This window comes from Pseudarthrobacter sp. PH31-O2 (assembly GCF_030063265.1).
Taxonomy (GTDB): domain Bacteria; phylum Actinomycetota; class Actinomycetes; order Actinomycetales; family Micrococcaceae; genus Arthrobacter.
Window position 1 is genome coordinate 71,459 of the sequence record NZ_JASIST010000004.1, and the last position, 12,866, is coordinate 84,324.

Here is a 12,866-nt window from a genome sequence, read left to right on the forward strand (position 1 = left end):
GCCTCCACAGCAGATGCCGCCGGGTGACCTGAGTTCTGCAGCTCTGCTGTCGGCCCGCCTGTCGTCTTTGGACACCCTCGAGTCCGAGGCCATCCACATCATCCGCGAGGTTGTTGCCGAGTTTGAGAAGCCGGCACTGCTGTTCTCCGGCGGCAAGGATTCCGTGGTGATGCTGCACCTGGCCACCAAAGCGTTCTGGCCCGGGAAAGTGCCGTTCCCGGTGCTGCACGTGGACACCGGGCACAACTTCCCCGAGGTTATCGAGTTCCGCGACCGGACCGTGCAGCGGCTGGGCCTCAAGCTTGTCGTCGGCTCCGTCCAGGAGTTCATCGATTCCGGCGAGCTGGCCGAGCGTGCCGACGGCACCCGCAATCCGCTGCAGACTGTGCCGTTGCTGGCCGCGATCCAGCGCAACAAATTCGACGCCGTCTTCGGCGGCGGCCGCCGGGACGAGGACAAGGCCCGGGCCAAGGAACGAATCCTGAGCCTGCGCGACGAGTTCGGCCAGTGGGATCCGCGCAACCAACGGCCCGAGCTGTGGAACCTGTACAACGGCCGGCACACCGTGGGCCAGCACGTCCGGGCCTTTCCGATCAGCAACTGGACGGAGCTGGACATCTGGCGCTACATCGAGCGGGAAGACATTGAGCTGCCGGGCCTGTATTACGCCCACCGCCGCGAAGTTTTTGCCCGCGACGGCATGTGGCGTGCGGTCGGCGAGGTCTCCGGGCCCCGCGATGACGAAGAGGTCATCACCAAGACCGTGCGCTACCGGACCGTCGGCGATATGTCCTGCACCGGCGCCGTCGAATCGGCTGCCGCCACCGTGCGCGACGTTGTCATCGAAGTTGCCGCTTCCACCATCACCGAACGTGGCGCCACCCGGGCCGATGACCGCATTTCCGAGGCCGCCATGGAAGACCGCAAGAAGGATGGCTATTTCTAATGAGCACGGAAACTCTTATCCCGGGCCTGGACCTGGCATCCGCGGCGCTGCCCGCCACGCTGTTCCGCTTCGCCACTGCCGGCTCGGTCGATGACGGCAAATCCACCCTGGTGGGCCGGCTGCTGCATGACTCGAAGGCGATCCTCGCCGATCAGCTCGACGCCGTTGCCCGCACCTCCGCGGACCGCGGGTTCGGCGGGGCAGGCGCCACCGGCACACAGGCCATTGACCTGGCCCTGCTGACCGACGGCCTGCGCGCCGAGCGGGAGCAGGGCATCACCATCGACGTCGCCTACCGGTACTTCGCCACGGACCGCCGCAGCTTTATCCTCGCGGACTGCCCCGGCCACGTGCAGTACACCAAAAACACGGTGACCGGCGCGTCCACTGCGGACGCCGTTGTTGTGCTTATCGATGCCCGCAAGGGTGTCCTGGAGCAGACCCGCCGGCATATGTCCGTGCTGCAGCTGCTCCGGGTGGCGCACGTGATCGTCGCCGTGAACAAAATCGACCTGGTGGACTTCAGCGAGGCCGTGTTCCGCGAACTCGAAGCGGACGTGCAGCGGGTGGGCCGGGAGCTGGGGCTCGGTTCCGATGGCATCGCTGACCTCATCGTCATCCCGGTCTCCGCGCTCGACGGGGACAACGTTGTGGACCGCTCCGAGCGCACGCCTTGGTACTTCGGCCCGGCGCTGCTGGAAGTCCTGGAGACCCTGCCCGCCGCCGACGAAATCGAAAGCCACCTGGAAAGCTTCCGTTTCCCGGTCCAACTGGTCATCCGGCCGCAGGGCGCACTCGCTCCCGACGCCGTCGCCGGTGGTCTTGATCCCGCTGCGTACCGGGATTACCGTGCCTACGCCGGGCAGATCACCGAAGGCTCGGTGAAGCTGGGGGACCGGGTCAGCGTCCTGACTCCGGGGCAGGCAACGCGCACCACCACCGTGGCTGGCATTGACTTCGCCGGGCAGGTACTGAGGGAGGCTGTGGCCCCGCAGTCCGTCGCGCTGCGGCTCGCCGACGAGTTCGACGTCGCCCGCGGCGACACGATTGCGGCGGCGGGGCCTGGCGGTGGCAAAATACCGCAAGCTTCGGCTGACCTCTATGCCGCGCTGTGCTGGCTGTCGCCGAAGCCGCTCCGCGAGGGAGCCAAGGTGCTGGTCAAACACGGCACCCGCACCGTCCAGGCACTGGTGCGCAACGTGACCGGAAAACTGGACCTCGCCGATTTCCAGCTGGAGCCCACCACCACCCTTGACCTCAACGACATCGGCCACGTCCAGCTGCGGCTCTCCGCTCCGCTGCCGTTGGAGAACTACGGGAACCACCGCCGCACCGGCGCGTTCCTGGTAATCGATCCGCAGGACGGCAACACCCTCGCCGCCGGCCTCGTCAAGGACCACCCCGGCGACCACGAGGACGAACGCTACTCGATCTGAGGGCTGCTCCGCCGACTGCCTGCCCGGTCGCCGGAAACCTGCGGGGTCGCCGCAAACTTCCGGCGACCCCGCAGGTTTCCGGCGAATTCGCCGCTGACCAGCTGTTATGGCGCACCCCGATGACGACGCGTATGGACTGGCCGGCACCGTGGCCTTGTATGCCCGGAATCCGGAGTTCCGGTTCAACCTGATTCACGCCACCGACGGCGGCGCCGGGGAGATCGCGCCCGGCGTCGAGGTTCCAGCCGGGGGATTGGGCGAATTCCGGCGCCGGGAGGACGACGCCGCGTGGCAGGCCCACGGCCGGCCCCCGGACCGGCATAACTGGCTTGGCTACCCGGACGGCGGGGTGGCGGCTGTGCCGTTGGCGGAGCTCGCGGGAAGGGTCGCGCGGATCTTGCGGGAGGAGCGGCCGGGGGTGGTGTGTACCTTTGGCCCGGATGGCATCACTGGACACCCCGATCACATTGCCACCGGGCGGGCCGCCGACACCGCCTTTCACCAGGTCCGCAGCGAAGGTGGCGCCGGGATGGAACGGCTGCTCCACGGCGCGATGCGCGCATCTACGTTCCTGCGCTGGAACATGGCACGCCTCAAGCACGGCCTGGAGCCGTGGGACCGGGAGCGCGTTTACCACTTGCGCCCGGTGCCGGACGAGACCATCGGCGTGGAAGTCGATACGCGCGCCGTGGCAGGCAACGTCCTTGCCGGCCTGCGGGAGCACCGGACCCAGCGGCACGTCATCATGGCTGACACGCTCACCCGTGAACAGCAGTTGCGGGTCCTGGGCCGGGAGTCGTACGTGCTCGCCTGGCCACCCCGCCAGTCCGGCGCGCCGCTGCTGGCCGACATCTTCGCGGCACTCTGACGGTCCCACCGGTCCGGCCGTCTTCTCCGGCCGCAGCGGGAGCCTCGCTCACATGTGACGCCGCATGAACCCGCATGACCCCGGGTTTCCGGACCGTTGAACCCTGTCCCGGGCGGTCCCTATGGTGAACCAATGACACCTACGGATCGGATCTCCTACGCCACCGGGAAGAGTCCCGGAACCACCCGGATCGTCGCCGGTGAAGCTGCTATGCCCAGGCGCAAGCGCACGCTGGAGATCAGCCTGGCTGCCGGCCTCGTGCTGCTGATCGGGGCAGGTGCTGCCGTGGCTTCGACGGCGTCCCGCAACACTGAAGCCGCCCCCGCAGCGGCGGTTTCCGACACCCCCGCCGCAGAACTGCGGCTCGGTTACTTCGGCAACATCACCCACGCCCCGGCCCTCGTAGGCGTCAACAAGGGCTTCATTGCCAAAAACCTCGGCGGGACCAAGCTCAGCACCCAGGCGTTCAACGCCGGCCCGGCCGCGATCGAGGCCCTCAACGCCGGCGCCCTTGACGCCACCTACATCGGCCCCAACCCGGCCATCAACTCCTACGTCAAGAGCAAAGGCGAATCGATCAGCATCATCGCCGGTGCCGCATCCGGTGGAGCCCAGCTGGTGGTCAAACCCGAAATCACCTCGGCTGCGGACCTGGCCGGCAAGAAGCTCGCGACGCCGCAGCTCGGCGGCACTCAGGACGTGGCCCTGCGCGCCTGGCTGGGCACGCAGGGCTACCGGACCAACACCGACGGCAGCGGCGACGTCGCGATCAACCCCACCGAGAACGCGCAGACGTTCAAGCTGTTCCAGGACGGCAAGCTCGACGGCGCGTGGCTGCCGGAGCCCTGGGCTTCCCGCCTGGTGCTCCAAGCCGGCGCGAAAGTCCTCGTTGACGAAAAGGAACTCTGGGACGGGGCACTGTCAGGGAAGCCCGGCGAGTTCCCCACCACCGTCCTGATCGTCAACAAGAAGTTTGCCGCCGAGCACCCCGGCACCGTCACGGCCCTGCTGAAGGGCCACGTCGAATCCGTGGACTGGCTCAACGCCGCCCCCGCCGCGGAGAAGGCCGCGGTCCTCAACGCCGCGCTCAAGGACTCCGCCGGCGCCGCCCTGCCCGCCGATGTGATTGACCGGTCGCTCACGAACATCGTCTTCACTGTCGACCCGCTCGCCGGAACCTACAAAAAGCTGCTCCAGGACGGGGTTGCGGCCGGAACCACCACCCGGGCCGACATCAGCGGCATCTTCGAGCTCACTGCCCTGAACAGGGTCCTGGGCGGGGATGCCACGGGGACGAAGATCTCCGCACCCGGATTGGGCAGGGACCAGCCGGTTCCCGGCACCGGCTCCGCCCCAACAAGATAGGACCTGACCATGCCAGTCGTACTCGAACACCTGGGCAAGCGCTTCGGCGACAGCGCCCCGGTGCTGGATGACGTCAACGCCAGCATCGGGCAGGGCGAATTCGTCGCCCTGCTCGGTGCCTCCGGCTGCGGCAAGTCCACCCTGCTGAACATTATGGCGGGACTGGAGGCCCCGACGTCGGGCGCCCTGGAGGTGCCGAGCGACGGCGCCGCGTTGATGTTTCAGGACGCGGCACTGTTCCCCTGGCTCACGGCCCGGGAAAACATCGAGCTGGCACTGAAGCTGCGCGGCGTCGGGAAAGCCGCGCGCCGGATCAAAGCCGACGACCTCCTGGACCTGGTGCACCTGGCCGGCTCGGGGGACAAACGCCCGCACGAGCTCTCCGGCGGCATGCGGCAGCGGGTGGCCCTGGCCCGCTCGCTCGCCCAGGACCGGCAGCTGCTCCTGATGGACGAACCTTTTGCAGCCCTGGACGCGATCACCCGCGACCTGCTGCACGATGAGCTGGAGCGGATATGGAAGGAAACCGGCCGCACCATCATTTTTGTCACCCACAACGTCCGCGAAGCCGTCCGGCTGGGCCAGCGCGTGCTGCTGCTCTCCTCCCGGCCCGGCCGCGTGGTGCGGGAGTGGCAAGTCAGCGGAGAGCAGCGCACCGACGCCGGGCTCGCCGGCCAGCTCACCGGCGAAATCACCGCCCGGCTCCGCGAGGAGATCCGCCGCCATGCCAAGTAAACAATCGTCCCTGGTTGAGCCGGGGGACACCCGCCACGTCACCGCGGCCCTGACCCGCTCCTCCACCGGCCCGGCCGAACTTCGGGAGCTTGAGGCTGGCCTGGACTCATTGCAGTCCGATGCCGTGCGCCGGGCGGGCGTCGACTGGAGCCGGATCCTGCTTCCGCTGGCCGCGATTGTGGCCTTGATCCTTGTCTGGCAGCTGTACGTGTTGATGGGCTTTAAGCGGCAGGACCTGGTGCCCGGCCCGCTGGACGTGATGGCCCAGTTCGGCCGGCTCTGGGCAGAGGGCAAGCTGCAGGAAGCGCTCTGGACCTCGCTGCAGCGCGGGCTCATAGGATTCCTGATCAGCGTGGCCATCGCGACCCCGGTCGGTCTGCTGCTGGCCCAGGTCGCCCCGCTGCGGCGCGCGTTCGGCCCCTTGATCTCCGGGCTGCAGGTGCTGCCGTCGGTGGCCTGGGTGCCCGCCGCCATCATCTGGTTCGGCCTCACCGACGCCACCGTCTTCTTTGTGGTGTTTATGGGCGCGATCCCCTCGATCATCAACGGGCTGATTTCGGGTGTGGACCAGATTCCGCCGCTGTACCGCAGTGTCGGAAAAGTGCTGGGCGCGTCCCGGGTCCAACTGGCCCTGCAGATCATCCTCCCGGCAGCACTGCCCGGGTACCTGGGCGGTCTCAAGCAAGGCTGGGCCTTCTCCTGGCGCTCGCTGATGGCCGCGGAGATCATCGCCGTCGGAGGCAGCATCGGCTTTGGCCTTGGCTCACTCCTGGACCAGGGCCGTGTGTTGTCGGAGATGACCATGGTGATGTCCGCGATCCTGCTGATCCTCGCCGTCGGCATCCTGATCGAACTGCTGGTGTTCGGCCCGATCGAAAAACGGCTGCTCCGCCGCCGCGGACTCCTCACGGGCAGTACCCGCTAGGCCGGCACCCCGCGTTGCTGTTGTCTGGTGGGTGCGCCGGCGGCTGCTCCGCCGTCGGGCTGGCATCTGGCAGACTGACGGCATGACCGTGAGTTTCGTCTGCCGCACCGAATCCGTCCTGCCCAAGGAACAGTTGTTCGACCGGGCGCGCAGCATCGACGTGCACGTGGACACGATGGCTTCTTCGGGTGAGCGGGCCGTTGCCGGGGTCACCGAGGGGCTCATCGGCGCGGGCGATGAAGTGACCTGGCGGGCACGGCACTTCGGCGTTCCCCTGACCATGACCAGCCGCGTGACAAGCTTCGACTACCCGACGTGGTTCGTGGATGAGCAAGTAAAGGGGCCCTTCAAGGCGTTCCGCCACGTCCACGAATTCGCGTCAAACGATGCTGGGGCCGTTATGACGGATCGGATTGAATTCTCGGCACCCTTTGGACCGCTGGGCTGGCTTGTCGAGCGGCTTATCCTGCGCCGCTATCTGCAACGCCTTATTGCGGCTCGCGGGATCCTCCTCGCGACGCCTTGTCCGGACCCCGGGACCGGCCTACACTCGCGGCTATAGGCCGGTATGCGGCCCATCCAGCCCAATTCCAAGGAGACAGCCGTGGCGCCAAAATACGGAGTGCTGGCACTGGTCGAAGCCAAGCCGGGGAAGGAACGCGACGTCTGGGACTTCCTCAACGGGGGCCGCGAGATAGTTCTGGCCGAGCCCGGCACGCGGACCTGGTATGCCTTCCGGGTCAACGAGAACAGCTTCGGCATTTTCGACACGTTCGACACCGAGGAGGACCGGCAGGCCCACCTCAACGGAGCCATCCCCGCGGCCCTTGGCGAACACGGGCCCGAGCTGCTGGCCAAGGACCCCGACATCAAACTGATCGAGCTCATCGCAGTGAAATAGATCCATGGCTCCCCTGACGGCTACTGGATGACCCGGACCGCAGCGAAGCCCCAGGTTACGCCTCGTTACCCCGGATGAACTGGTGTTTCCGCACCGTTGTTCCACCCTGGAACGCCGCCCTATCGTCGATGCATGGCAATTCAGGACATTTACCCCACGGCGCTGCGCCTCCTCGGCCGCCCCGTGCTGGTGGTCGGCGGCGGCCCGGTCGCCGCGCGCCGCGCCAAGGGACTGCTCGACGCCGGTGCCCGGGTCACTGCCGTTGCCCCCGTGGCCTGCCCGGCCCTGACAGAGCTGTCCGACGCCGGGCTCCTCGACTGGGCTCCGCGGGCGTACCGCAGCACCGACGTCGACGCCGTCTGGTTCGTCCAGACCGCCACCGGGGACACCACCGTTGACGCGCAGGTAGCGGCCGACGCCGAGGCGCAGCGCATCTGGTGCGTCAACGCCTCCAACCACGAAGCCTCGGCCGCGTGGACGCCCGCCGTCGCGGTGGTGGACGACGTGAAGATCGCGGTGAACGCCGGGGGAGATCCGCGCCGCGCCATGGCCCTGCGTGACGCCGTCGCCACCGCCCTCGAAACCGGGGACCTGCCGCTGCGCCGGCAACGGGAAACTCCGGGCTCCGTGGCCCTCGTGGGCGGCGGCCCCGGCGACTCCGGACTTATCACCGTTCGCGGCCGGCGGCTCCTGGGCCAGGCCGACGTTGTTGTCGCGGACCGGCTGGGCCCGCGCGAACTCCTGGCCGAACTGGCCCCCGACGTTCGGGTGATCGAGGTCGGCAAGTCCCCCGGCCACCACCCTGTCCCGCAGTCCAGCATCAACCGGATCCTGGTGGATGAAGCCCTGGCCGGGCACCGGGTGGTCCGGCTCAAAGGCGGCGATCCCTACGTCCTGGGCCGCGGCGGCGAGGAGGCCGAGTTCTGCCGGCAGCGCGGCGTCGAGGTTGAGGTGGTTTCCGGCGTCACCTCGGCCATCTCGGTTCCGGCCGCCGCCGGCATCCCGGTCACGCACCGCGGGCTGGCCAAGGGCTTCAGTGTGGTGACCGGCCACGGGGAACTCGCCGAAGTCCCGGCCCGTGCCGACCACACGGTGATCCTGCTCATGGGCGTGGGCCAGTTGCGCGAGTCCGCGGCTTCCCTGGCACGCGCCGGTTTGCCTCCGGGGACACCTGTTGGCATCGTAGAGAATGGATACCTGCCCAACCAGCGGGTGACCATCGGAACGCTCGGGACCATCGCGGACCAGGCGGAGGCCGCAGGCGTTGCGAACCCCGCCGTGATCGTGATCGGTGACGTGGTCCGCGTCAGCCCGTTCGCGCCGTCGCACTTTAAGACCGCGGACTACAGCACCACCTCCCCGAACGCCCCCCGCGTCCTGACCAAGCAGCCCCGACCCGTAGCCTCACCCAACTGACTCGCAGTTGAGGTCGTTATGAGCCCGCAAAACGACCTCAACTGCGAGTCAGTTGGGCCGTGACAGAAAAAAGGAACACAGCCGTGTCAACGAACAGCCCTGCAGGAACTGCCGCTCGCCCGCTGCGCATCGCCATTGTCGGCTCCGGACCCGCCGGTGTGTACGCCGCGGACATCCTCACCAAAAGCGAGGCGGTCAAGAGCGGTGGGCTTACGGTGAGCATCGACCTCTTCGACCGCTACCCGGCACCCTATGGGCTGATCCGCTACGGCGTGGCACCGGACCACCCGCGCATCAAGGGCATCGTCAACGCCCTGCACAAGGTCCTGGACCGCGGCGACATCCGCTTTTTCGGCAACGTGGACTACGGCACTGACCTGTCCCTGGCGGACCTGCAGAGGCATTACGACGCCGTCATCTTCGCCACCGGCGCCATCAAGGACGCGGACCTGAACATTCCGGGGATCGAGCTGGAGGGCTCCTACGGCGGCGCCGACTTCGTCTCCTGGTACGACGGCCACCCGGACGTCCCCCGGGAGTGGCCGCTCCAAGCCAGTGAAGTTGCCGTGATCGGCAACGGCAACGTGGCCCTGGACGTGGCCCGGATGCTCTCCAAGCACGCCGACGACCTCCTCAGCTCCGAAATCCCGGACAATGTCTACGCCGGGCTGAAAGCCTCCCCGGTCACCGACGTCCATGTCTTCGGCCGCCGCGGGCCGGCCCAGGTGAAGTTCACCCCGCTGGAGCTGCGCGAACTCTCCCACTCCAGGGACGTCGACATCATCCTCTACGCCGAGGACTTCGAGTTCGACGCCGAATCAGACCGCCAGATCCAAAGCAACAACCAGACCAAGACCATGGTGGGAACGCTCACCAACTGGATCGCCGGGCAGCCGGAGGACCTGAGCGAACTCACATCCTCCCGCCGCCTGCACCTGCACTTCCTGCACAGCCCGGTGGAAGTGTATGACGACGCGGACGCCCCGGGCCGTGTCGCCGGGATCAGATTCGAGCGCACCGCGCTGGACGGTACCGGCAACGCCCGCGGCACCGGTGAGATCATCGACTACCCGGTCCAGGCCGTCTACCGCGCCATCGGCTACTTCGGTTCGGCCCTGAACGAGGTCGGCTTCGACCACGGCAAGGGTGTTGTGCCGAACGACGGCGGCAGGGTCCTGGATGCGTCCGGCGCCCGGGTGCCGGGCATCTACGCCACGGGCTGGATCAAGCGCGGCCCGGTCGGGTTGATTGGGCACACCAAGGGTGACGCCCTCGAAACCGTGACGCATCTGCTGGCGGACCTCGAAAAGCTGCCGCCGGCCGCAGCACCCGCGCCGGACGCCGTCGTCGAACTGCTGCAGAACCGGGGCGTGCAGTACACCGGCTGGGAAGGCTGGCTGGCGCTCGACGCGCACGAGCGGTCCCTGGGCGAAAAGGCGAGCGCCGCCGCTGGTGCGGTCGGCGTCCGGCGCGAACGCATCAAGGTGGTCCCGCGTTCGGCCATGGTCCGGATTTCCCGCGACGGGGTGGCCGCGGAAGTCTGACCGCCAGCTGGCTCCGGATTGTCCTGGAGGGGAATTTTCGACGTGTAGTCAGTAGGCTTACCGTCATGGATGAGCAATTCACGCCAGCGGCCCGCCGATGAGGCTCCGTCGCAGCAACGCGTCCGGGCGCGGCTACCGGCGTCTCGCGTCCGGGACCGGCTTCAGCTACAAGGACCTGGACGGCTCCACCCTGGCAGCCGGGCAGGTGCGCGATCGGCTGGAAAGCATCGGCATCCCGCCGGCTTGGAAGGACGTGTGGATAGCCCCGTACGACAACGGGCACATCCAGGCCACCGGGCTGGACGCGGTCGGCCGGCGCCAGTACATCTATCATCCAAGCTGGCGGGAGAAAAAAGACCGGCTGAAGTTTGACCGGGCGCTGCAGCTCGCGGAAACCCTCCCGGCCGCTCGCCGGCTCGTTACCTTGGACCTGCGCTCCGAGGGCCTCGCCCGGGAGCGGGTGCTGGCGGCCGCCTTCAGGATGCTGGACAGCGGCTCGCTGCGGGTTGGCTCGGAGCGGTATACCAACGAGAACGGCAGCCACGGCCTCGCCACGCTGCTCTGCGCCCACGTCCGCGTGAGCAAGGACGAACTGCGGCTCAGTTTCCCCGCCAAGAGCGGCCAGACCTGGGAATCGCGGATCAACGACGCCGACCTTGCCGCCGTCGTTCGCCAGCTCAAGCGCCGCGGCGGCAAGGCCCGCCTGCTGGCGTACCGGGACGGTCGGAGCTGGCATCCCGTGTCAAGCGCCGAGATTAACCAGTACGTCAAGGAACGCACCGGCCAGGACTTCACCGCCAAAGACTTCCGGACCCTGCGCGGAACTGTGGCCGCCGCCGCCAGCCTGGCGCGGAGCGGTCCGCAGCCAAAGGTTTCAGCCCGGAAGCGCGCGGTGAGCCGCGCCATGGTGGATGCATCGGATGTCCTCGGTAACACTCCGTCGATCGCCCGGAAAAGCTACGTGGATCCCCGGCTGCTGGACCACTTTGCCGCGGGGGAGACGATCGACCCGAAGCGGCCGGACTCCGCCGAGTCCGAGGTCCGGGCCCTGTTGTACCGCGAGGGCGACGTCGTTGCGCTGCGCTGACGCCGTGTACTGCGCTGGCGCCGTGTACTGCGCTGGCGCCGTGCGCTGCGGGAGCTACATCCGTCCGAAGCGCGCCCGGAGCAGCGCAAACACCCCGTAGGCGATGAACCCGGCACCGATGGCCAGCAAGAGTACCGGGCCGAACGGTTGCTCCAGCAGGGCTTTGAGGCTGCCGTCCAGCCCGGTTGCGGAGGCCGGGTCATTGGTGGCCGCGGCGATCACAAACAGCAGGCCCGTCAGGATCAGCGCCACTCCCTTGGCGATGTGTCCGGCAACGCCCAGGCCGCTGATCAGATGGCCCCTGCGCGTTCCCTCAAAATGGCCTAACTCCGCCTTGAACTTCTTCCCCGCGCCTTTGGCGATGAAGTACACCCCGATCCCGATCACGGTCAGGCCCAGACCGATGAGCGCCGGCACACCGAACGGCCCGTGCACCAGTGCGACGCTCAAATCCCGGGTCGAATCGCCGGAATCGCCCCCGTTGCCCAGCGCGAAGCCGGCGAAGCTGAGTCCCACGCTGGCGTAGGCGATGCTGAGGAAGCCGGAGGAAACGAACTTGCCAACCCGGGCCCGGCGCGGGAGGTGCCGGGCCCGCAGCGTGGCCTCACTCAGCTGCCACAGGGCGAGTCCGGCGCACGCGACAAACCCCGCCCACATAACCGCCGGCCCCCAGGGGTTGGCCGCGAGCTGTTCAATCGCGCCGGTGGGCTCCGCCTGGCCCGGGGAACCCAGGGCCAGGGCCGCGGCAATCGCGCCGATAATGATGTGCAGCAGTGCCATCACGGCAAAGCCGGAACGGGCGACGACGTCGAGGGCCGCACTGTTGGAGGCATCCTCCGCGGCATCTGCCGCGTCGGCGGCGTCCGGCACGGATTCGTCAGGGTCCTCGCCGGCAGGGGAGGGCCGGTCCCGGGGCCCTGGTGATTCCATGCCGCAGAGTCTACTCAGACCCGGTCCCCGCGCCGAACTATCAACTTTTTGCTAAGTGTGCTTACCATAGTCGGGTCGTGGCCTTTTGGGGTGACGGCAGTCCCGGACCCAGACGATAGGAAGCTCACCATGGCAGGAAATCTCGTTGCCCGATCCATCCACGACCTGACGGCGGGGGCCTGGTTCGGCGGCTCGCTGATGGGTGCTATCGGGCTGAACGGAGCAACGGCGGAAGCCAAGGACCCGGCCGAACGCACCCGCCTCTCCAGCCTGGGCTGGAAGAAGTGGGCCCCTTTCCAGGCGGCCGCCTTCGGTGCGCACCTGCTCTCCGGGCTCGCCATCATGTGGGAGAACAAGGGCCGGATGGCCAAGCAGGACGGCGTAACCCGGCTGAGCGTCTACAAGTCCATCGTTACCCTGGCCGGTGCCGCCGTGACGCTGTATTCCGGTCTGCAGGGCGCGAAGGTGGACAAGCTAGCCGCCGAAGGTGCTGAGGGTGCCACCGAGCCCAAGCCCGGCGCCTCGGAGGAACTCCGCTCGGCCCAGCAGCAGTTGAAGATCCTGCAGTGGGCGATCCCCGTCTTCGCCGGCGTGGTGATCGTCCTCGGTGCCAAGCACGGTGAAATGCAGCGGCCCAAGAACGTTTTCCAGGGCCTCACGCGCTAGCGGCACACGCCGTCAGCGCACAGGCCGCGGGGCCCGCCTCCCCGTCC

13 protein-coding genes are annotated in these 12,866 nt (G+C 68.0%); 12 read left to right on the forward strand and 1 reads right to left on the reverse strand.

The genetic code is table 11. The annotated features are described in order from the left end of the window. Window positions 1-13 precede the first annotated feature (13 nt). From cysD to QMG72_RS08025, 11 genes are all read left to right on the forward strand, one after another. Window positions 14-946, forward strand: coding sequence for a sulfate adenylyltransferase subunit CysD (cysD, locus tag QMG72_RS07975; protein ID WP_283480225.1), 933 nt, complete (start codon window positions 14-16; stop codon window positions 944-946). Then, window positions 946-2,382 carry a sulfate adenylyltransferase subunit 1 gene (locus tag QMG72_RS07980; RefSeq protein WP_282358568.1) on the forward strand — a complete coding sequence of 479 codons (1,437 nt, stop codon included), beginning with the start codon at window positions 946-948 and terminating at the stop codon, window positions 2,380-2,382. The genes cysD and QMG72_RS07980 overlap by 1 nt, the downstream gene beginning before the upstream one ends. A 106-nt stretch (window positions 2,383-2,488) precedes the next feature. Continuing rightward, on the forward strand, window positions 2,489-3,250 hold the full coding sequence (locus tag QMG72_RS07985; RefSeq protein ID WP_283480226.1) for a PIG-L deacetylase family protein: 762 nt from the start codon (window positions 2,489-2,491) through the stop codon (window positions 3,248-3,250). A gap of 132 nt (window positions 3,251-3,382) precedes the next feature. Beyond that, a complete protein-coding gene (locus QMG72_RS07990; protein ID WP_283480228.1) occupies window positions 3,383-4,615 on the forward strand; it encodes an ABC transporter substrate-binding protein in 1,233 nt (410 codons plus the stop codon). A gap of 9 nt (window positions 4,616-4,624) precedes the next feature. Next, entirely contained in the window at window positions 4,625-5,350 is a 726-nt protein-coding gene (locus tag QMG72_RS07995; RefSeq protein ID WP_283480229.1) for an ABC transporter ATP-binding protein, read from the forward strand. After that, on the forward strand, window positions 5,340-6,275 hold the full coding sequence (locus QMG72_RS08000; protein ID WP_226775696.1) for an ABC transporter permease: 936 nt from the start codon (window positions 5,340-5,342) through the stop codon (window positions 6,273-6,275). The genes QMG72_RS07995 and QMG72_RS08000 overlap by 11 nt, the downstream gene beginning before the upstream one ends. 82 nt (window positions 6,276-6,357) lie before the next feature. Continuing rightward, window positions 6,358-6,837, forward strand: a complete 480-nt coding sequence (locus tag QMG72_RS08005) for an SRPBCC family protein (protein ID WP_226775695.1) — start codon at window positions 6,358-6,360, stop codon at window positions 6,835-6,837. Window positions 6,838-6,879: 42 nt separating this feature from the next. After that, entirely contained in the window at window positions 6,880-7,176 is a 297-nt protein-coding gene (locus tag QMG72_RS08010; protein WP_226775694.1) for a putative quinol monooxygenase, read from the forward strand. Window positions 7,177-7,308: 132 nt separating this feature from the next. Beyond that, on the forward strand, window positions 7,309-8,592 hold the full coding sequence (gene cobA / locus QMG72_RS08015; RefSeq protein WP_283480230.1) for a uroporphyrinogen-III C-methyltransferase: 1,284 nt from the start codon (window positions 7,309-7,311) through the stop codon (window positions 8,590-8,592). 83 nt (window positions 8,593-8,675) lie between these two features. Then, a complete protein-coding gene (locus QMG72_RS08020; RefSeq protein WP_283480232.1) occupies window positions 8,676-10,136 on the forward strand; it encodes an FAD-dependent oxidoreductase in 1,461 nt (486 codons plus the stop codon). A 97-nt stretch (window positions 10,137-10,233) separates the two neighbouring features. After that, window positions 10,234-11,223 (forward strand): DNA topoisomerase IB, encoded by a 990-nt coding sequence (locus tag QMG72_RS08025; RefSeq protein WP_283480234.1) that lies wholly within the window; start codon window positions 10,234-10,236, stop codon window positions 11,221-11,223. Between the two features lie 54 nt (window positions 11,224-11,277). On the opposite strand, the gene QMG72_RS08030 is transcribed toward QMG72_RS08025, so the two are convergent. Continuing rightward, the gene (locus QMG72_RS08030) at window positions 11,278-12,153 is read right to left on the reverse strand and encodes a DUF1206 domain-containing protein (RefSeq protein WP_253032104.1); all 876 of its coding nucleotides are present in this window, start codon (window positions 12,151-12,153) and stop codon (window positions 11,278-11,280) included. 129 nt (window positions 12,154-12,282) lie between these two features. On the opposite strand from QMG72_RS08030, the gene QMG72_RS08035 reads away from it, so the two are divergent. After that, entirely contained in the window at window positions 12,283-12,819 is a 537-nt protein-coding gene (locus tag QMG72_RS08035; protein WP_226775690.1) for a hypothetical protein, read from the forward strand. Window positions 12,820-12,866: the final 47 nt, after the last annotated feature.